General features: G+C 67.4%; 19 protein-coding genes and 1 pseudogene. 15 read left to right on the forward strand and 5 right to left on the reverse strand.

The genetic code is table 11. The annotated features are described in order from the left end of the window. Window positions 1-86: 86 nt before the first annotated feature. Window positions 87-3,593, reverse strand: a complete 3,507-nt coding sequence (locus ACEQZY_RS18125; RefSeq protein WP_370156298.1) for an indolepyruvate ferredoxin oxidoreductase family protein — start codon at window positions 3,591-3,593, stop codon at window positions 87-89. Window positions 3,594-3,780: 187 nt separating this feature from the next. Here ACEQZY_RS18125 and ACEQZY_RS18130 point away from each other — a divergent pair, with 187 nt between their 5' ends. From ACEQZY_RS18130 to ACEQZY_RS18180, 11 genes and pseudogenes are all read left to right on the forward strand, one after another. Next, a complete protein-coding gene (locus tag ACEQZY_RS18130; protein WP_341704140.1) occupies window positions 3,781-4,758 on the forward strand; it encodes an NAD-dependent epimerase/dehydratase family protein in 978 nt (325 codons plus the stop codon). A 5-nt stretch (window positions 4,759-4,763) separates the two neighbouring features. Then, a complete protein-coding gene (locus ACEQZY_RS18135) occupies window positions 4,764-5,306 on the forward strand; it encodes a PaaI family thioesterase (RefSeq protein WP_341704139.1) in 543 nt (180 codons plus the stop codon). Continuing rightward, complete coding sequence (locus ACEQZY_RS18140) at window positions 5,303-5,743, forward strand: PaaI family thioesterase (RefSeq protein WP_341704138.1); 441 nt, start codon at window positions 5,303-5,305, stop codon at window positions 5,741-5,743. The genes ACEQZY_RS18135 and ACEQZY_RS18140 overlap by 4 nt, the downstream gene beginning before the upstream one ends. A gap of 84 nt (window positions 5,744-5,827) precedes the next feature. Further along, a complete protein-coding gene (locus tag ACEQZY_RS18145) occupies window positions 5,828-7,630 on the forward strand; it encodes a M3 family oligoendopeptidase (RefSeq protein WP_341704137.1) in 1,803 nt (600 codons plus the stop codon). A 10-nt stretch (window positions 7,631-7,640) separates the two neighbouring features. Further along, window positions 7,641-8,990 carry an ABC1 kinase family protein gene (locus ACEQZY_RS18150; protein ID WP_370156301.1) on the forward strand — a complete coding sequence of 450 codons (1,350 nt, stop codon included), beginning with the start codon at window positions 7,641-7,643 and terminating at the stop codon, window positions 8,988-8,990. 63 nt (window positions 8,991-9,053) lie between these two features. Beyond that, entirely contained in the window at window positions 9,054-10,007 is a 954-nt protein-coding gene (locus tag ACEQZY_RS18155) for a putative metalloprotease CJM1_0395 family protein (RefSeq protein WP_370156303.1), read from the forward strand. A 119-nt stretch (window positions 10,008-10,126) separates the two neighbouring features. Further along, on the forward strand, window positions 10,127-10,261 hold the full coding sequence (locus ACEQZY_RS18160) for an aa3-type cytochrome c oxidase subunit IV (RefSeq protein WP_341705578.1): 135 nt from the start codon (window positions 10,127-10,129) through the stop codon (window positions 10,259-10,261). Window positions 10,262-10,320: 59 nt separating this feature from the next. Beyond that, the gene (locus ACEQZY_RS18165; protein ID WP_341705577.1) at window positions 10,321-11,472 is read left to right on the forward strand and encodes a Re/Si-specific NAD(P)(+) transhydrogenase subunit alpha; all 1,152 of its coding nucleotides are present in this window, start codon (window positions 10,321-10,323) and stop codon (window positions 11,470-11,472) included. A gap of 38 nt (window positions 11,473-11,510) precedes the next feature. After that, a pseudogene (locus tag ACEQZY_RS18170) lies at window positions 11,511-11,777 on the forward strand (proton-translocating transhydrogenase family protein); the annotation flags it as partial. A gap of 13 nt (window positions 11,778-11,790) precedes the next feature. Further along, the gene (locus ACEQZY_RS18175; protein WP_370156305.1) at window positions 11,791-13,188 is read left to right on the forward strand and encodes an NAD(P)(+) transhydrogenase (Re/Si-specific) subunit beta; all 1,398 of its coding nucleotides are present in this window, start codon (window positions 11,791-11,793) and stop codon (window positions 13,186-13,188) included. 155 nt (window positions 13,189-13,343) lie between these two features. Beyond that, window positions 13,344-14,543 (forward strand): pentapeptide repeat-containing protein, encoded by a 1,200-nt coding sequence (locus ACEQZY_RS18180; protein WP_370156307.1) that lies wholly within the window; start codon window positions 13,344-13,346, stop codon window positions 14,541-14,543. Here the strand turns inward: ACEQZY_RS18180 and ACEQZY_RS18185 are convergent. Further along, on the reverse strand, window positions 14,540-15,667 hold the full coding sequence (locus ACEQZY_RS18185; RefSeq protein ID WP_341705494.1) for a hypothetical protein: 1,128 nt from the start codon (window positions 15,665-15,667) through the stop codon (window positions 14,540-14,542). The two genes, ACEQZY_RS18180 and ACEQZY_RS18185, sit on opposite strands and share 4 nt — an antisense overlap. A gap of 322 nt (window positions 15,668-15,989) precedes the next feature. On the opposite strand from ACEQZY_RS18185, the gene ACEQZY_RS18190 reads away from it, so the two are divergent. The 3 genes from ACEQZY_RS18190 to ACEQZY_RS18200 all read left to right on the forward strand — a co-directional run bounded on the left by ACEQZY_RS18190 (window position 15,990) and on the right by ACEQZY_RS18200 (window position 16,776). Continuing rightward, entirely contained in the window at window positions 15,990-16,199 is a 210-nt protein-coding gene (locus ACEQZY_RS18190) for a cold-shock protein (RefSeq protein WP_341705495.1), read from the forward strand. Window positions 16,200-16,324: 125 nt separating this feature from the next. Next, on the forward strand, window positions 16,325-16,501 hold the full coding sequence (locus tag ACEQZY_RS18195; RefSeq protein WP_341705496.1) for a hypothetical protein: 177 nt from the start codon (window positions 16,325-16,327) through the stop codon (window positions 16,499-16,501). Window positions 16,502-16,536: 35 nt separating this feature from the next. After that, window positions 16,537-16,776, forward strand: a complete 240-nt coding sequence (locus ACEQZY_RS18200; RefSeq protein ID WP_370156310.1) for a hypothetical protein — start codon at window positions 16,537-16,539, stop codon at window positions 16,774-16,776. A 36-nt stretch (window positions 16,777-16,812) separates the two neighbouring features. Here ACEQZY_RS18200 and ACEQZY_RS18205 read toward each other — a convergent pair whose 3' ends face one another. Then, window positions 16,813-17,274 (reverse strand): YaiI/YqxD family protein, encoded by a 462-nt coding sequence (locus ACEQZY_RS18205; protein WP_370156312.1) that lies wholly within the window; start codon window positions 17,272-17,274, stop codon window positions 16,813-16,815. 35 nt (window positions 17,275-17,309) lie between these two features. Between ACEQZY_RS18205 and greB the strand changes: the two genes are divergently transcribed. Then, window positions 17,310-17,861 carry a transcription elongation factor GreB gene (gene greB, locus ACEQZY_RS18210; protein WP_341705499.1) on the forward strand — a complete coding sequence of 184 codons (552 nt, stop codon included), beginning with the start codon at window positions 17,310-17,312 and terminating at the stop codon, window positions 17,859-17,861. A gap of 4 nt (window positions 17,862-17,865) precedes the next feature. On the opposite strand, the gene ACEQZY_RS18215 is transcribed toward greB, so the two are convergent. Next, window positions 17,866-18,558 carry a tetratricopeptide repeat protein gene (locus tag ACEQZY_RS18215; protein WP_370156314.1) on the reverse strand — a complete coding sequence of 231 codons (693 nt, stop codon included), beginning with the start codon at window positions 18,556-18,558 and terminating at the stop codon, window positions 17,866-17,868. Between the two features lie 245 nt (window positions 18,559-18,803). Continuing rightward, window positions 18,804-19,385: a GGDEF domain-containing protein gene (locus ACEQZY_RS18220; RefSeq protein ID WP_370156316.1), complete on the reverse strand. Its 582-nt coding sequence runs from the start codon at window positions 19,383-19,385 to the stop codon at window positions 18,804-18,806. Window positions 19,386-19,404: the final 19 nt, after the last annotated feature.

A 19,404-nucleotide genomic window follows, 5' to 3' on the forward strand; every position in this document is an offset into this window, starting at 1 on the left:
CCGGTAATGCCGCCACGGCATGCCGTGGCGGCAGCCACAAAAAAGCCGGCCCGGTGCGATCCGGGCCGGCCTGGGGTTTCGGGATGTCACTCCGCTGCGGTTGCCACCGGCGCTGCGGGGCTGCGGAAGGTTTCCAGCAGCTTTGCCCATTTCCCGCGCGCGGCCTTCAGGTTGCGCAGCTTCACATGGCCATAGCCGCGGATCTCCTCGGGGATCGAGGCCAGCTGCACGGCCAGCGCATGGCTGTCCGGGCCGAGGCCGGCGCAGAGTTCCTCGACCAGCGCGGCATAGTCGGCGACCAGCTGGCGCTCCAGCTTCCGTTCTTCGGTGTAGCCGAAGATGTCGAAGGCCGTGCCGCGCAGGCCCTTCAGCTTCGCCAGCAGCCCGAAGGCGCGCAGCATCCACGGGCCGTAGACGCTTTTCCTCGCCTCGCCGGTGACCGGGTCAGGATGATTGGTCAGCGGCGGGGCCAGATGGAAGCTGAGCCGGAAGTCGCCCTCGAACTGGGCATTCAGCTGCTTCAGGAAGCTGCCATCGGTATAGAGCCGCGCCACCTCGTATTCGTCCTTGTAGGCCATCACCTTGTAGGCATAGCGGGCGACCGCTTCGGCGAAGCCGGTCATGCCCTTCGCCTGCCGGCTTTCGGCGGCGACGGCTTTTTCCACCAGGGCCCGGTAGCGCTCGGCATAGGCGGCGTTCTGATAGGCGGCCAGACGCGGCAGGCGGTCGGCCAGCAGCTCGTCGGCGGTCTTCGCGAAGGTTTTCAGCTCGGCCGGCGGAATCGCCGGCCGCGCGATGTCTTCCACCGCCTTCGGGTTCTGGGCATAGAGCCGGCCCCAGTTCAGCGACCGGATATTGCCCTCGATGGCGGTGCCGTTCAGCTCGATGGCCTTCAGCAGCGCATCCAGCGAGACCGGGATCAGGCCGCGCTGCACGGCATAGCCCAGCATGAACATGTTGGTGGCGATGGCATCGCCCATCAGCGCCGTGGCGATGCGGGTGCCCTCGAGGAATTCCGACAGGTTTTCGCCGGCCGCCTTGCGGATCGCCTGCACCATGGCGTCGTCGTCGAATTTCAGGTTCGGATTCAGGGTGAAGGCCGCCGTCGGCGTCAGATGCGTGTTGATCACTGCCCGGGTCGAGCCGCGATGCACCTTCTCCAGCGCCGCATCGCCGGCCGCCACCACCATGTCGCAGCCCAGCAGCAGGCTGGCGCCGCCGGCAGCGACCCGCACGGCATGGATGTCATCCGGCGTCTTGGCAATGCGGACATGGCTGAGCACCGCGCCGTTCTTCTGGGCGAGGCCGGTGAAATCGAGGACGGAGGTTCCGTAGCCCTCGATGTGCGCGGCCATGCCGAGAATCTGACCGATGGTCACCACGCCGGTGCCGCCGATGCCGGTGATCAGGATATTGTAGGGCTGGTCCAGCGCCGGAGTTTCCGGCTGCTGCAGGCCGGCGAACAGCGCATCGATATCCGCGGCGCCGGGGCCCTGGGCAACCTTCACCTTCGCCCGCTTGACGCGGCCGCCATGCACGGTGACGAAGCTGGGGCAGAAGCCGTTGACGCAGGAAAAGTCCTTGTTGCAGGAGGACTGGTTGATCTTGCGCTTGCGGCCGAGTTCGGTTTCCAGCGGCTCGACCGAGACGCAGTTCGACTTCACCGAACAGTCGCCGCAGCCCTCGCAGACCGCCTCGTTGATGAAGACGCGCCTGTCCGGATCGGGAAAGGTGCCGCGCTTGCGGCGGCGGCGCTTCTCGGCGGCACAGGTCTGATCGTAGAGCAGGACGGTGACGCCCTCGATCTCGCGCAGTTCGCGCTGCACGGCATCCAGTTCGTCGCGGTGGCGGATGGTCACGCCCGGCGCCCAGTCGGTGCCGACCGGATACTTGTCGGGTTCGTCGGTGACGACGACGATCTTCTTCACGCCTTCGCCATAGACCTGCTTGGTGATGTCGGGCGGGGTCAGCTGGCCGTCATGGGGCTGGCCGCCGGTCATGGCCACGGCGTCGTTGTACAGAATCTTGTAGGTCAGGTTCACCTTCGCCGCGATGCTGGCGCGGATCGCCAGCAGACCGGAATGAAAGTAGGTGCCGTCGCCGAGATTGGCGAAGATGTGCTTCTCTTCGGTGAACGGCGCCTGGCCCACCCAGGGCACGCCTTCGCCGCCCATCTGGGTAAAGGTCTCGGTCGAGCGGTCCATCCACTGGACCATGAAATGGCAGCCGATGCCGGCCACGGCGCGGCTGCCTTCCGGCACCCGGGTCGAGGTGTTGTGCGGGCAGCCCGAGCAGAAATACGGCATGCGCTGGGCCTTGGCGGTGCCGGCGGCAGCCGCCTTGCGCTCGGCTTCCTGCTGTTCGAGGAAGGCGATGCGTTCCTCGATGCGCGGGCTGGTGTGGAATTTCCGGATCCGCTTGTAGATCGCCCGGGCCACCATGGCCGGCGAGAGTTCGCCCGACGATGGCAGGATCCATTCGCCGGCCTCGTCGAACTTGCCGACCACGCGCGGCCGCACGTCCTCGCGCCAGTTATACAGCTGTTCCTTCAGCTGGTTCTCGATGATGGCGCGCTTTTCCTCCACCACCAGAACCTCTTCGAGGCCTTCGGCGAAATGGCGGGCACCCTCGCGCTCCAGCGGCCAGACCATGCCGACCTTGTAGAGGCGGATGCCGATCTCGGCAGCCAGCGCATCGTCGAGGCCCAGATCGTCGAAGGCCTGGCGCACATCGAGATAGGACTTGCCGGTGGTGATGATGCCCAGCCGCGGTTTCGGGCTGTCGATCACCACGCGGTCGATATGGTTGGCGCGGGCGAAAGCCAGCGCGGCATAGGCCTTGTGCTGCTGCAGGCGCAGTTCCTGCTCGAGGATGCCGTCGGGCCAGCGGATGTTCAGGCCGCCCGGCGGCATCCGGAAATCCTCGGGATAGACGATCTGCAGGCGGGCCGGGTCGATCGACACGCTGGCCGAGCTTTCCACCGTCTCGGTCTGGCACTTGAAGCCGACCCAGACGCCGGCATAGCGCGACATTGCCCAGCCGAGCAGGCCGTAATCGAGGAATTCCTGCACGCTGGCCGGATTCAGCATCGGCATCATCGCGGCCATCATCATGTGCTCGGACTGATGCGCCACGGTCGACGAAGCAGCGCCATGGTCGTCGCCGCACAGGGCCAGCACGCCGCCATGGGGCGAGGTGCCGGCGGAATTGGCATGCTTGAACACATCCATCGAGCGGTCGACGCCGGGGCCCTTGCCGTACCACATGGAAAAGACGCCGTCGTATTTCGCCTTCGGGAACAGATTGAGCTGCTGGCTGCCCCAGACCGCGGTGGCGGCGAGGTCCTCGTTGACGCCGGGCTGGAACTCGATGTGGTTGGCTTTGAGGAATTTGCGGGCGCGCCAGAGCTGCTGGTCGAACAGGCCCAGCGGCGAGCCGCGATAGCCGGAGATGAAACAAGCGGTGTTCAGGCCGGCGGCAAGATCGCGCTGTCGCTGCAGCATCGGCAGGCGCACCAGCGCCTGGGTTCCGGTCAGGAAAACCCGGCCCTTTTCCAGGGTGTATTTGTCGTCCAGCGTGACATTCGCCAGCATCTGTTTCCTCCTGTGCCTGCCCATAAATAGGTAAGCAATGCTGACCTATCTAGCGCGGGACTCCGCCGTCTGTCGAGAAGAATCCTGTCCGGGCAGGGTGGGGCGGGGCCGGTTGCTCTTTCAAGTGATTCTGGTATCTACCCTTCGGTAGTCAACCAGGCACACCTCCCATTCCCGGACATTACGGATGGCCATTCTTCTCACTGGCGCGGCGGGTTTCATCGGATTCCATGTAGCACAGGTCCTGCTGGCGCGTGGCGACGAAGTGATCGGTCTCGATAATCTGAACGATTATTACGATCCGGCGCTCAAGCGCGCACGACTCGCGCAGTTGCAGGGCCATAACGGGTTCAGATTTTGCGAGGTGGATATCGCCGAACCGGAGGACGTGAAGGCGGCGGTCGGCAAGGCCGATGTGCGGCGCATCGTCCATCTGGCGGCGCAGGCCGGCGTGCGCTACTCGCTGATCAATCCCTATGCCTATATCCGGGCCAACATGATGGGCCACACGGCGATGCTGGAACTGGCCCGGCATCTGCCGAACTGCGAGCATTTCGTCTATGCCTCGTCCTCGTCGGTCTACGGCGGCAACACCAAGCTTCCCTTCGCCGTCGAGGACCGGGTCGATTCGCCGGTGTCGCTTTATGCCGCCACCAAGAAAGCGGACGAACTGATCAGCTACGCCTATACCCATCTGTTCGGCTTTCCGCAGACCGGCCTGCGCTTCTTCACCGTCTACGGTCCCTGGGGCCGCCCCGACATGGCGCTCTATATCTTCACCAGGGCAATCATCGAAGGGCGCCGGATTCAGGTGTTCAACCACGGCGACATGCAGCGCGATTTCACCTATATCGACGACATCGTCGACGGCGTGATCCGTGTGCTCGACAATCCGCCGCCGCCCGACGAGAGCGGCCGGCCCTACCGGCTTTACAATATCGGTAATAACAAACCCGAACCGCTGCTGCGCCTGATCGAGGTGCTGGAAACCGCCATCGGCCGGAAGGCCGACAAGGAACTGCTGCCGATGCAGCCAGGCGATGTGCCGGTTACCTATGCCGACATCTCGGCGATCAGCCACGATCTCGGTTTCAATCCGGTCACGCCGATCGAGGTCGGCATCCCGCGTTTCGTCGACTGGTACCGCCGGTATCACAAGGTCTGAAGCCGATGAGCGAGCAGCCCGACAGCAGCCTGCCGAAAATCGATCCCGCCGGCGTCGATCCCAAGGTGGTCGAGGCCATCGTGCTGAAAGGCATCCCGCATTGCGGCGCGCTCGGTATCCGGGTGATCGCCATCGGCCATGACGGCGTCACGCTTTCGCTGCCCTACAATCCGCAGCTGGTCGGCGATCCGGCCAGCGGCGTGCTGCATGGCGGTGCGGTCACCTCGCTGATCGACACGGTGGGCGGCATGGCGGTATTCGCCGCGCTGCAGCAGCTGCAGGCGATCGCCACGCTGGACCTGCGCATCGACTACCTGAAGCCGGCCCTGGCGCAGAAGGAACTCTACGCCACGGCCGAATGCTACAAGCTGACCCGTTCGATCGCCTTCGTGCGGGCGCGGGCCTATCACCCGGAAACGCCTGACGACTGGGTTGCCAACTGCCTGGCCACCTTCATGATCGGCTCGTCCGACAAGCCGCCCATGCCGAAAGGCGCAGTCGGTAATGCCGTACCGAAAGGCACGGTAAAGCCGGAGGGTGCGGCATGAGCCTCGATCTCTCCGCCCTGATCGCCGAAGCCCGCGCGGCGAAAAGCTTCGAGGTCTTCCTCAATGCCGTGCCGTATTTCCGCTTTCTCGGCCTGACCGCACGGGAAGGCAGCGATGGCGGCCCGGTCTGCGTGCTGCCGGCCGATCCGAAGCTGATCGGCAATGCGCGCCTGCCGGCCCTGCATGGCGGCGTGGTCGGTGCCCTGCTGGAATCGGCCGCCATCGTGCAGCTGATCTGGGCAGCCGAGACCGACGCGATCCCCAAGATCATCGACCTGCAGGTCGATTACCTGCGCTCGGCCCGGCCGGTCGAGACCTTTGCCCGGGCGGTGATCACCAAGCATGGCCGGCGCATCGCCAATGTGCGCGCCGAGGCCTGGCAGGACGATCCGGCCCGGCCGGTGGCGGCCGCCCACGCGCATTTCCTGCTGGCCTGACGCTGCGGGCGGCTGTGACGGGCTGGCAAAACCGCCGCCCGGCCCCATATATTAAAGCCGTTACAAAAAACCCCGAGGATTGCCATGGCTTCCCCCGCCACAGCCGAGACTCCCAAAGCGGACAATCTTGGCCCGCTGCCCGTCTGGGACCTGACCGATCTCTATCCCGGCCTCGACGCGCCGGAACTGAAGCGCGACCTGGCCGATGTGGCGGCCCGCGCGGCGAAGCTGGAGCAGGACTGGAAGGGCCGCATCGCCCAGGCCTCGGGCGACGATCTCGCCGGCGTGATCGCCGAATACGAAAAGCTGCATGACCTGACCGGGCGGATGTATGCCTTCGCCTCGCTGTCCTATGCCGGCGACATGGCCGATCCGAAGATCGCCGGCTTCTACCAGGACATGCAGGAGAAGCTGAACGATATCGGCACGAAGCTGCTGTTCCTGACGCTGGAGCTGAACCGGCTGGAGGATGCGGCGCTGGAACAGAAATACGCCGCCTCGGCAAAGCTGGCGCATTACCGGCCGTGGCTGCGCGATCTGCGGCTGTTCCGCGACCACCAGCTCAGCGACGAACTCGAGCAGCTGCTGCACGAAAAGGCGGTGGCCGGCCGCGCCGCCTGGAACCGGCTGTTCGATGAGACCATGGCCGGCCTGCGCTTTCCGTGGGGGCGCGAGAAGCTGACCGCCGAACAGGTACTGCACAAGCTGTCGGACAAGGATGCCGCCACCCGCCGCAAGGCGGCGAAGACGCTGGCGATGGTGTTCCGCGAGAATGTGCGGCTGTTCGCGCTGGTCACCAACACCCTGGCCAAGGACAAGGAGGTGGAGGATCGCTGGCGCAAATATCCGACGCCGGAAGCCTTCCGCCATCTGTCCAACTGCGTCGAGCCGGACGTCGTCAATGCGCTGACCGATGCCGTCACCGCCGCCTATCCGCAGCTCTCGCACCGCTACTACAAGCTGAAGGCGCAGTGGATGGGGGCGAAGAAGCTGCCCTGGTGGGATCGCAACGCGCCGTTGCCGGAAGATACCGACCGCGCGATCGCCTGGCCGGAGGCGCAGGATATCGTGCTCAAGGCCTATGGCCGCTTCTCGCCGAAGCTGGCCGATCTCGGCCGCCGCTTCTTCGACAATGCCTGGATCGATGCGCCGGCGCGGCCAGGCAAGGCATCGGGCGCCTTCGCCCATCCCACCGTGCCGAGCGCGCATCCGTATCTGCTGCTGAACTACCAGGGCCGCACCCGCGACGTGATGACGCTCGCCCACGAACTCGGCCATGGCGTGCACCAGCTGCTGGCCGCCGAGCAGGGCCCGCTGATGTCGGATACGCCGCTGACCCTGGCCGAGACGGCCTCGGTCTTCGGCGAGCAGCTGACCTTCCGCGCCCTGCTGGATGCGGCGGGGCCCGAGCGGCGCAAGATCATGCTGGCCTCGAAGGTCGAGGACATGCTGAACACCGTGGTGCGCCAGATCGCCTTCTTCAAGTTCGAGCGCCAGGTGCATGCGGCGCGGCGCGGCGGCGAGCTGACGCCCGACCGGCTGGGCGAGATCTGGATGGGCGTGCAGAAGGAAAGTCTCGGCCCGGCCTTCCGCTACGACAAGGATTACAGCACCTTCTGGTGTTATATCCCGCATTTCATCCATTCGCCGTTTTACGTCTATGCCTATGCCTTCGGCGACTGCCTGGTGAACGCGCTCTATGCCCGCTACCAGGATGCCGAACAGGGTTTCCAGGAGAAATACTTCGAGATGCTGAAGGCCGGCGGCACCCTGCGCCACCAGGAACTGCTGCAGCCCTTCGGGCTGGATGCCTCCGACCCGGCCTTCTGGTCGAAGGGGCTGGGCATCATTGCCGGCTTCATCGACGAGCTGGAGCGGCTCTCGTAAGGCGCGGCCGATGCCGGAAAGCGACAGCACGCTCGGCCGGGTCCGCCGCTACGCCAGGGTCGGCAGTTCGGTCGGCGGACTGGCCGCGCGGCTGGGTGCCGAACGGGTGCTGGGCGTGAAGATGGATCGCGGCCGCCATGCCGCCGACCTGCGCGCCGCGCTGGGCGGGCTGAAAGGCCCGCTGATGAAGGTGGCGCAGATCATGTCCACCATCCCGGATGCGCTGCCGCAGGAATACGTGCAGGAACTGGCGCAGCTGCAGGCCAATGCGCCGGCCATGGGCCCGGCCTTCGTGAAACGGCGCATGACCGCCGAACTCGGGCCGCACTGGCAGGCGCAGTACAAAAGCTTCGACCTCACCGCCGCCGCGGCGGCCAGCCTCGGCCAGGTGCATCGGGCCACGGCCAGGGATGGCGGCAATCTCGCCGTCAAGCTGCAGTATCCCGACATGGCTTCGGCGGTGGAGGCCGACCTGCGCCAGCTGCAGCTGATCTTCGCCATCTACCGGCGCTGGGATGCGGCCATCGACACCACCCATATCCATGCCGAGATCGCCGCCCGCCTGCGCGAGGAGCTGGATTACCAGCAGGAAAGCCGCCACATGGCGCTCTATGCCGGCATGCTGGACGGCGAGGCGGACGTGCATGTGCCCGAGGTGCTGCCGGAGCTGACCACCAGGCGGCTGCTGACCATGACCTGGCTGGAGGGCCGGCGGCTGCTGGACTTCGCCGGCGCGCCGCAGGAGACCCGCAACCGCATCGCGCTGAACCTGTTCCGCGCCTGGTATGTGCCCTTCTACCGCTGCGGCGTGATCCATGGCGATCCGCATCTGGGTAATTACACGGTGCGCGAGGATCTCGGCATCAACCTGCTGGATTTCGGCTGCATCCGCATTTTCCCGCCGAAATTCGTCGGCGGCGTGATCGACCTCTACCGCGCCATCTCCACCGACGACCGCGCGCTGGCCGTGCATGCCTACGAGACCTGGGGCTTCTCCGGCCTCAGCAATGAAGTCATCGACACGCTGAATCTCTGGGCCGCCTTCGTCTATGCGCCGCTGCTGGAAGACCGGCCGCGGCAGATCCAGGAGATGGAATCCTCCGGCCTCTACGGCCGCGAGGTGGCGGAGAGGGTGCATCGCCGCCTGAAGGAACTGGGCGGCGTCACCCCGCCGCGGGAATTCGTCTTCATGGACCGTGCCGCGATCGGGCTCGGCGGTGTCTTCCTGCATCTGAAGGCCGAGATCAACTGGCACCGCATGTTCCACGACCTGATCGCGGATTTCGACGTGGCGGCACTGCAAAAACGGCAGGAAACCGCGCTGGAATCCGCCGGCCTGCCGCCTGTGGAAAAGGCTTGAGCCGGGCCGGCTTTGCCCGGACAATGCGGCGGTAACCAGACGGCAACCGGGGACACGCACCGCATGATCGGCGGCCTGTCGCTCTATTCGCCGGGCTCCTTCTCCAGCTACGGCAGCGCCGGTTTCGGCGGCGGCCAGACCGCCACCCTGGGCGTCGATGACGGCCGGGGCGGCATCTGCACGTCGCTGGAATGCAGCACCCACGGCGCCCGGCTCAAGGAACTGCTGCAGTCGAAATTCCCCGGCCTGCGGGTGCTGGGCGTCGATGACGGCAGCGAGGCCCGGCCGCCTGCCGCGCCGGCCGCCATCCCCCCGGCCGCCACCCGTCCGGTCGCCGTATCCTCCGCGGGCGGCGGGGCGCTGGCCAGCGGCACCACCCTGCTGACCGCCCAGGAGCAGGGCGGCGGCAGTGGCGGCGAGGCGAAGCAGGCCGGCGAACTGAGCGAGGAGGAAAAGCAGCAGGTCGCCGAACTCAGGCAGATCGACGCCAAAGTCCGCGCCCATGAACGCGCCCATGCCGCGGTCGGCGGCCAGTATGCTGGCGCGCCGTCCTACGAATATACCCGCGGCCCCGACGGCCAGCTTTATGCGACCAGCGGCGAGGTGGCCATCGATCTCGGGCCCGAGAGCGACCCCGAGGCCACCCTGCAGAAAGCCGCCCAGGTGGCCGCCGCCGCGCTGGCGCCGGCCGATCCCTCGGGCCAGGACCGCGCCGTGGCCGCCGCCGCCGCCCAGCTGCGGTTGCAGGCGCTGGCGCAGATCCGCGAGGAGAAGCGTGCCGAGACCGAGCAGCAGGAGATCGAGAAGGCGGCCGAGAAAGCCGAGGCCGCCGAGCGCCAGCAGGCCCTGCAGGGCGGCGATGCCGAAGCCGGCGCCGACAGCGGCGGAACCGGCATCCCGGCCGGCGCCGCCCCCGGCAGCCAGACTGCTGCCGCAAGGGCCAGCAGCGCTTACGCCGCCAACGACAATGCCGGGCTGAACCGGGCGGTCGGCCAGGTGGTCGGCATCTCCGCCTGATGCCTTTTGGCGCTGCAGCAAAAGGGTTGTAACACTTTCCGCCGCCAGCGTAATATCCCGCCCCGGCAGGGCCCGTCCGCAGGGCCCGCCCCGTATTCCCGACCAGGAGAGAGAAGATTATGTCCGAGCATCAGATGGGCACGATGGATATCAGCCAGCACAAGGCTGCTTACGGCGCGTTCATGGCGATGACCAAGTGGGGCACGATTGCCTGCATCGTCCTGCTGGTGCTGATGGCGCTGTTCCTGCTCTGACCCCGGCCGCGGCGCATGCCGCGGCTTCCGCTTTTTCCAGAGACTCGAGGGGGGACAGAATGAAAATCGGCATCCCGAAGGAACGCCGCGCCGGCGAGAAGCGCGTCGCCATCTCGCCGGAGACGGCGAAGAAATTCACCGGGCTGGGCTGCACGGTGGTGATCGAGACCGGTGCCGGTCTCGCCTCCGACATTCCGGACGACCAGTATACCGCCATGGGCGCGCAGATCGCGCCGGATGCGAAGGCGGCGGTCGGCGATGCCGACATGGTCCTCAAGGTGCAGCGGCCGATGACGGCCGACGAGGGCAATGACGAGCTGGCGCTGCTGAAGAAGGGCGCCGTGCTGGTTGCCGGTCTCGCGGCGCTGCAGCAGCGCGACCAGGTCAAGGCCTATGCCGCCGCCGGGGTGACGGCTTTTGCCATGGAACTGATGCCGCGCATCACCCGTGCCCAGTCGATGGACATCCTGTCCTCGCAGTCGAATCTCGCCGGCTACAAGTCGGTGCTGGATGCGGCCCAGCATTTCGGCCGCGCCTTCCCGATGATGATGACCTCCGCCGGCACCATCGCACCGGCCCGCGTCTTCGTCATGGGCGTCGGCGTTGCCGGCCTGCAGGCCATTGCGACAGCGAAACGCCTCGGCGCGGTCGTGTCCGCGACCGACGTGCGCCCGGCCACCAAGGAACAGGTGGAAAGCCTCGGCGGCAAGTTCGTCTGGGTCGATGACGAGGAAGCCCGCGCCTCGCAGACTTCGGGCGGCTACGCCAAGGAAATGTCGGCGGAATACAAGGCCAAGCAGGCCGCGCTGATCGCCGAGACGGTGAAGAAGCAGGATATCGTCATCACCACCGCGCTGATCCCGGGCCGCCCGGCCCCGGTGCTGGTGACCGAGGAGATGGTGAAGACCATGCGCCCCGGTTCGGTGATCGTCGACCTCGCGGCCGAGGCCGGCGGCAACTGCCCGCTGTCGAAGGTCGACCAGGTGGTCGATGCCGGCGGCGTGCGCATCGTCGGCTACAGCAACTACCCGAGCCGCGTGCCGGTGGATGCCTCCAACCTGTTCGCCAAGAATCTGTGGAACTTCCTGTCGCCGCACTGGGACAAGGATGCCAAGACCTTCGCCTTCAATTTCGAGGACGAGACGGTCACCGGCACCTGCGTGGCGAAGGACGGCGCCGTCGTCCATCCGATGCTGAAAGAGGGGGCCTGAGAGCCATGGCCGAAGTCTATTCCTTCTTCTCGCTGCTCTCGATCTTCGTGCTGGCCTGCTTCGTCGGCTATTACGTGGTCTGGAGCGTCACCCCGGCCCTGCACACGCCGCTGATGTCGGTGACCAACGCGATCTCGTCGGTGATCATCGTCGGCGCGCTGATCGCCGCCGGCGCCTCGGCTGCCTTCGATGCCTCGAAGATCTTCGGCCTGATCGCCATCGCGCTGGCCGCCGTCAACATCTTCGGCGGCTTCCTCGTCACCCAGCGCATGCTGGCGATGTACAAGAAAAAAGAAAAGAAGTGAGGAGCGCGCAGCCATGCCCATCCAACTGACTGCGCTGCTGTATCTCGTCAGCTCCGTTCTGTTCATCCTCGCGCTGCGCGGCCTGTCGTCGCCGGAAACCAGTCGCCAGGGCAACATCTTCGGCATGACCGGCATGGCAATTGCCGTGCTGACCACCATTGCCAATCTCGGCGATCTCGGCGGTTCCATCGTCTGGGTGCTGATCGCGCTGGTGATCGGCGGCGGCGTCGGCACCGTGCTGGCGCGGCGCATCCAGATGACGGCGATGCCGCAGCTGGTGGCCGCGATGCACAGCCTGGTCGGCCTTGCCGCCGTGCTGGTGGCGGCCGCCGCCTTCTACAACCCGGCGCCCTACGGCATCCTCGATGCCGGCGGCCAGATCACGGTGGCCAGCCGCATCGAGATGTCGCTCGGCGTGGTGATCGGCATCATCACCTTCTCCGGCTCGCTGGTCGCCTTCGCCAAGCTGCAGGGCCTGGTCTCGGGCAGCCCGGTGATCTTCAGGGGCCAGCATATGCTGAATGCCCTGATCGGCCTGGTGATCCTCGCCCTGATCGTCGCCTTCTGCATCAATCCCAGCCGCGAGCTGTTCTGGGCGGTCACGCTGCTGGCGCTGATCGTCGGTTTCACCATCATCATCCCGATCGGCGGCGCCGACATGCCCGTCGTCGTCTCGATGCTGAACAGCTATTCCGGCTGGGCGGCGGCCGGCATCGGCTTCACCCTGCAGAATCCGGCGCTGATCGTCACCGGCGCGCTGGTCGGTTCCTCGGGCGCCATCCTCTCGTACATCATGTGCAAGGGCATGAACCGCTCGCTGTTCAACGTGATCCTCGGCGGGTTCGGCGGCGATGCCGCCGCGGCGGCCGGCGGCGAGAAGGTCGACCGGCCCTACAAGAAGGGCTCGGCCGACGACGCCGCCTTCATCATGAAGAATGCCGGCAAGGTGATCATCGTGCCGGGCTACGGCATGGCGGTCAGCCAGGCCCAGCATGCCCTGCGCGAGATGGCCGACAAGTTGAAGGAAGAGGGCGTCGAGGTCCGCTACGCCATCCATCCGGTGGCCGGCCGCATGCCCGGCCACATGAACGTGCTGCTGGCCGAGGCCAACGTGCCCTATGACGAGGTGTTCGAGCTGGAGGAGATCAACTCCGAGTTCCAGACCGCCGATGTCGCCTTTGTGATCGGCGCCAACGACGTGACCAACCCGGCGGCGCGCGACGACCCGAAAAGCCCGATCTACGGCATGCCGATCCTGGATGTGGACAAGGCCAAGACCGTGCTGTTCGTCAAGCGGTCGATGGCCTCGGGCTATGCCGGCATCGACAACGACCTGTTCTACAAGGACAACACGATGATGCTGCTGGCCGACGCCAAGAAGATGGTGGAAGACATCGTCAAGGGGCTGTAACCCCGCCCGCGCATCACATCGTAGTCACGACCGGCCGCCGGCCCGGGCATCCGCCCCGGGCCGGCGGTTTCATTTTGGAACCGCTGTAAAACATAGTCCTTTGCGTACATACGGAATGTGGTAAACAGGCGCCCGCCTGCAACCCCGCATTTACCATGTCTGCCGCCGCCCATACCCCCAGCCAGCCCGATCCGGCCCCGTGGGATCCCGTTGCGCGTGACCCGCGCTGGTGGGAATCCGATACCGGGATCGTCGACCTGTCGCATCGCGACCTGCAGGAGGCCGATTTCGCCGGCCACTCGCTGCAGCGGGCGCGGATGACCGGCAGCAACCTGCAGCGTGCCCGGCTGGCGCGCGCCGACCTGGCCGAGGCCGACCTGTTCGGCGCCGATCTCGGCCGCGCCGACCTGCAGAATGCCAACCTGACCCGGGCCATCCTGCGCGGCACCAGCCTGGCCGGCGCCAATCTGAACAATGCCATCCTGGTCGAGGCCGATTTCCGCGGCGGCGTGATGATGCGGCCGGGGCCGCACCGGGATGCCGGGCAGGCGCGGATGGGCATCGATGTCTCCGATCTCAGCAACTGCCTGCTGGACTATGCCAATGCCGCCCGCGCGCAGTTCTCGGGCGTCGATCTCAGTGGCGCGTCGCTGGTCGGTGCCGATCTGTCCGGCGCGAATTTCTTCGGCAGCAACCTGCGCGATGCGGATCTGTCCTATGCGAATCTGAGCGGCGCCAATCTCAGCGATGCGCGGCTGATCGGCACCCGGCTGGTCGGTGCCAATCTCAGCCGGGCGCAGATCGTCAATGCCACGGTGGAAAAGGCGGTGGCCGCCGGTGCCGATTTTTCCGGCGCGGTGCTGCGCGGCGTCGCCCCGGACGGGTTCGAGTCGCGCATCCGGCTGGTCGCGCCGGCCGATTTCGCGCCGGAGCTGGCGGCGGCAATCGCCGGGCACCGGGCCTGGATGCAGAGCGACGGCGCCGCCGGGCGGCCGCTGGCGCTGGCCGGCCTGGCCTTGCCCTGGCACGATTTCAGCGGGCTGGACCTGGATGGCGCCGATTTCACCGGTTGCGACCTGCGCGGCAGCCGTTTCGACCGCGCCAGCCTGCTGCTGGCCGGTTTCAGCCGCGCCACCCTGACCGGTGCCGGCTTTGCCGGTGCGCGCATCGCCGGCTGCCGCTTCGCCGGCGCCGGCCTGCGCTGGGCCGATTTCACCGGCGCCGTGCCGGGCCGGCTGCGCATCTATTCCGGCAACGGCAGTTTCAGCGGCCGGCATCAGCCGACCGATTTCACCGGCGCGGTGCTCGACGCCGCCATCTTCGCGGATTTCGACCTCGATTCCTGCCTGCGCTAGGCGGCCGGCCAGGCTGCCTGCGGCGCCAGGTCGCCATGCTGCAGGCCGCAGTAATACGGCTCGCCCTGTTCGGCGAAGGCGTTCAGCTTGGCGTTATAGCAGCGATGTTCGAAACCGTGCTTGTCGGTGATGGTGATCAGCGCCGGCCGGTGGCCGCCATCGGCCGCGCGCGGGCCGGTCAGGTAGAAGCCGATGCGGTCGATGCGATAGCCCAGCACGCGCAGGTCGGACAGGGCGGCCAGCCGCTCGCTGACCGCGGTCAGGAAGGTTTCGCTGTCGCAATGGCTGTGGCCGAGGCCGAGCGGCCGGCGGAAATCGCCGACCAGGATCTGCTCCGGCAAAGCCGTGCCGATCAGCCGTGCCACCTGGATGGTGACGTCGCCGACGATGAAGGTGCCGCCGTCGCTGCCGTCCTTGCGCGGCTGGTGATAGAGGAAATGGCTGCCGATGCTGAGGCAGAGCCGCAGGGCGGGCACGGCGGCCGGCTCGGTCGCGGTGCGGCGCAGCGCGGCGAACAGGATCTGGAAAATCGCCACCGCGCAGAAGAAGTCGATATCGGCGCGCAGGCCGGTGCGCTCGTTCCACACATAGAAGCCGTCGCCGGTGGTGGTGCGCCGGAAGCTGACGCCGAGGCCATGGGCCCGCGCCATCTCCTCGGCCAGGTTCAGCGAGAATTCCAGCGAGGTCAGCTGCGCCGCCTGCTGTTCCGGCGTGGCTTTCGAGAAGCCGGCGATATCCAGCAGCAGCACGGCGCGGTGCAGGGTCTTGGTCACGGTGAACAGCCGGAAGGCCTGTGCGACCAGCGCCGGGGGAATCTCGTCGGGGCCGGTGCCGATCGGGCGGTCCAGCCGCAGTTCCACCGGCTGCACGTCCAGCATCCGGGCGGCATCGTCCAGGGCGGCGCCGTCCATCAGGCCGCCCTCGCTGAAGGCCGGCAGATGCTGGCCATGCCCGGCGAACAGCCGCACCTTGGGCACGGTGATGATCTCGATGCCCAGCCGGCTCGGCCGCCAGCCGACCAGGGCATGGCTGCCGAAGCGCCAGAGGTCGAAGAAAATCCCGTGCAGCCGGTGTGATACGGCAGCGGGAAAGACCGTGTCGCGGCTGTCGGGAGCGGTGCTCATGGCGGTATGCAGTCCGATGGAAGCAGGTTCCTTAGACCCGGCGCGGTGGCGAATCAACGGCAAAAAGGGCGCCAGCGGGCCGGAAATGCATGTAAGCACATGATCCGGCCCGTTTTTGTCACCGAAGCCGGGGCTCCCGGGGCTTGATTGCTGCGCCGGATTGCCTATCTTCGGGGTGTCATTCTAGACGGACTGCCGGCCTGCCTGCTCCACGGGTTTTCATCAGACCCTGGATGTCCAGACCCCGCTACTCCTGGACATAGTCTGATGCGGAGGACCAATCCCGGTCGCCGCCAACCCGAAGAAGAGAAGGATCACAGCCATGGCTGTCGGTACCGTGAAGTGGTTTAACAGCACCAAGGGTTATGGTTTCATTCAGCCGGAAGCCGGCGGTGCGGACGTGTTCGTCCATATCTCCGCCGTGCAGCGTTCGGGCCTTGCCGGTCTCGACGAAGGCCAGAAGATTTCCTTCGAGGAACAGCGCGATCCGAAGCGCGGCAAGACCTCGGCGGTGAACCTGAAGCCGCTCTGAACCGCTTCAGCAGCGTTCCGCGAGGGGGCATCCGGCAACGGATGCCCCCTTCGTTTTTCGGCCGAGGGCGCAAGCCCGGAGCCAGGCCCGGACAGGGCCCGAACATACAGGGGAGGGATCATCCGATGGCCTTCAAGCCGAACTACAACCAGCAGCGTGCCGAGCGCAACCGCGCCAAGGAACAGAAGAAGCAGGAAAAGCTGCAGAAGCGGCAGGAGGAATCCGAGCGCCGCAAGGCCGGGCGCGAGCCTGGCGACGAGGGCGGCGCAGAGCCGGCCGGCGGCGATACCGGCGAGCCCTGAGCCGCCGTCCCCGTATTCAGCCAGGAGGCCTCCCCATGGCCAAGACCGCGAAGAAAAAGCAGAATCCCAATGCTACGGTGATCATGTTCGACGTGATCTACCAGGACGGTGCCCAGACCTCGAACCGCCGGGTGCCGGCCGACCTGCTCGGCGGGCTGGAAGGCGACGATGCCGCGAAGGCCTATATCGAGGCGCAGGACCGCGACATCGCCGAGAAATCCGGCCGCCCGCGCGGCCCGATCAAGACCATCAGCCGTTCCGCCAACCAGCTCTGAGGCGCGCGCCGCTCCGGCTTCACGCCCGCTCCGGCTTCACGCCCGCTTCAGTCTGACGATGGCCTCGTGCAGGGCCTGCAGGAAGGCCGAGCGGTCCTTCTGCGAAAACGGCTTCGGCCCGCCGCCCACCCGCTCGGTCGGGCTGGCCGCCCGCAGGTCGGTCATCAGGTTGCGCACCGCGAGGTCCATGCCGATGCTGTCGGCCGTGAAGCCGCGCCCGTTCGGTGCCAGCACGGTGGCGCCGGCCTTCACGCAGCGCCCGGCCAGCGGCACGTCGGCCGTCACCACCACATCGGCGGCGGTCGCATGGTCGGCGATCCAGTCGTCGGCGGCATCGAGCGCATCGCCCACGGTGACCTGGCGGAAGCCGGGGCCGCGCGGCACGCTCGCCAGCCAGGCATTGGCGACCACCACCACCTCCACCCCGTGGCGCCCGGCCACGCGGTAGCATTCGTCCTTCACCGGACAGGCATCGGCATCGATATAGAGCACGGTCATGGCCGCTTTATGCCATGCCGTGATAGGATTCCGCCATGAGCAAGGCTTTCACGAAAGAGACCGACGCCGACCCAGATGACGGCCCCGAGGACGATGTCGCGCCGCCGATCCCGGCCGGTGCCAAGAACTACATCACGCCGGAAGGGCTGGCGCGGCTGCAGGCCGAGCTGCGCGAGCTGAAGACCGTCGAGCGGCCGAAGGTGGTCGAGGTCGTCTCCTGGGCCGCCGGCAACGGCGACCGCAGCGAGAATGGCGATTACCTGTATGGCAAGAAGCGCCTGCGCGAGATCGACCGCCGCATCCGCTTCCTGCTCAAGCGGCTGGAGATCGCCGAGATGGTCGATCCGGCCCTGCAGAAGAACCGCGCCCAGGTCTTCTTCGGCGCCACCGTCACCTATATCGACCAGCATGACAGCGAGCGCACGGTGCGCATCGTCGGCATCGACGAGGCCCGGCTGGAGCAGGGCGAGATCAGCTGGATTGCGCCGGTGGCCCGCGCCCTGCTGAAGGCGCGCGAAGGCGACGTGGTCGACCTGCGCACCCCGCAGGGGATCGAGCAGATCGAGGTCCTGAAGATTTCCTACTAGGAGATCAATGCGCGGGACGGGCGGCCGAGGCGGTCTTCGCCGCCTTGCCGTCCAGCGCCAGCATGGCCGGATCGAGCGGGGTGGCGGCGTCGCGCTGGCTTTTCGACAGCCCGGCGCCGATCGCCTCGATATTGGCGTCCAGCACGCCCTTCACGCCGGCGGCGCCGGGGAAGTCCTGTGCCTGCAGCAGCAGCCGGTAGGCGCTGAGCCGGTCGGCAGCGACGCCGCGGCCGGTGGCCAGCATGCCGGCGAGGTTGATGGCGGCACCGGCATGGCGCTGGCGTGCCGCCTTCAGGTACCAGCGGGCGGCGGCGGCCGCGTCGGCGGTGATGCCGGTGCCGGTTTCGAGGAACTGGCCGATGGCGAACTGGGCATTGCGGCTGCCGGCCTCGGCGGCCTGGCGGTACCAGCGTGCGGCTTCCGACAGGTTCCTGGGCATGCCGGCGCCGGTCTCGTACTGCGCCGCCAGCATCTCGGCCGCCACCGCATCGCCGCGCCGGGCCTGGGCCAGCAGCCGGGGGTCGGCCTGCGCCAGGCCGGGCAGCAGGGTGGGCAGCAGCAGGGCGGCGCCCAGCAGCAGCAGGGCCAGCACCTGCCAGATGGCGGCATTGTCGGCCCGGGTGCGCGCGGCGGCGCGGGCGGCGGCGCGCGCGGCGGTGCGGGCCGGGTACAGGCGGGTCGGATGCAGTCGGGCCATGGCTCACACTCCTGTTCTGGAGGGGGGCGGCGGGGCCGGGGGTAACGACGGCAGCGCGGAAGATTCGGATTTCAGGTTGGGTAACGGGTCCAGTAAAACCCGGCTTGCGGGCAGAGTCGAGTCTTTTGTTGCAACCGCAAAAAACCACTGATCCGCCACGGTTTCCGCCCGCCGGCCCGGCCGGGCCAGTCGGAAGCCGACCGGAATCCAGCCGGAAACCGGCCGGAAGCCGGCCAGTCAGGCGCTCAGAGTTCGGCGATCCGCCCGGGGCCCTCCGCGCGGGCCCTGTCGAGGGCCTCCTGGGCCAGTTCGAGCAGCGGCTCCAGCGCCGCCTGGTTGTCCGGCGCCGCCACCGCGATGCCGATGCAGACAGTGATCGGCGGCAGCGGCCGGCGGCTGCTGCCGTCGCCGGTGCCGTCATCGGCGGCCACCGCGTCGCGCAGGTTGCCGGCCAGCAGATGGGCGGCGGCGCGGTCGGCGCCGGGCAGCATCACGGCGAAGCGGGCCTGGTCCAGCCGGCCGATCAGGTCGCTGCGCCGGAAGCGGTCTTCCAGCAGCACGCCCAGCCGCATCAGCACCGCATCGCCGGCCGCCGCGCCATGCCGGGCCGCCAGCGCCTCGAAGCCGTCGACCTGCACGGCCAGCACCGTCACCGCGCTCAGATGGCGGCCGGCCGACAGCAGCGCGCGCTCGGCCGCCTCGCGGAAATAATGGCGGTTGGGCAGGCCGGTCAGCGGGTCGCGGGTGGCCGCGTGATACAGCTGCGCCGTCGCCGCCTCGCTGTCCGGGTCCGGGTCGGGGGCGGCTGGCGCCGGTGCGTCGGTCATGGGCAGAGCCTTACGGTGT

The sequence above is a fragment of the Ferrovibrio sp. genome (assembly GCF_964218355.1).
Taxonomy (GTDB): domain Bacteria; phylum Pseudomonadota; class Alphaproteobacteria; order Ferrovibrionales; family Ferrovibrionaceae; genus Ferrovibrio.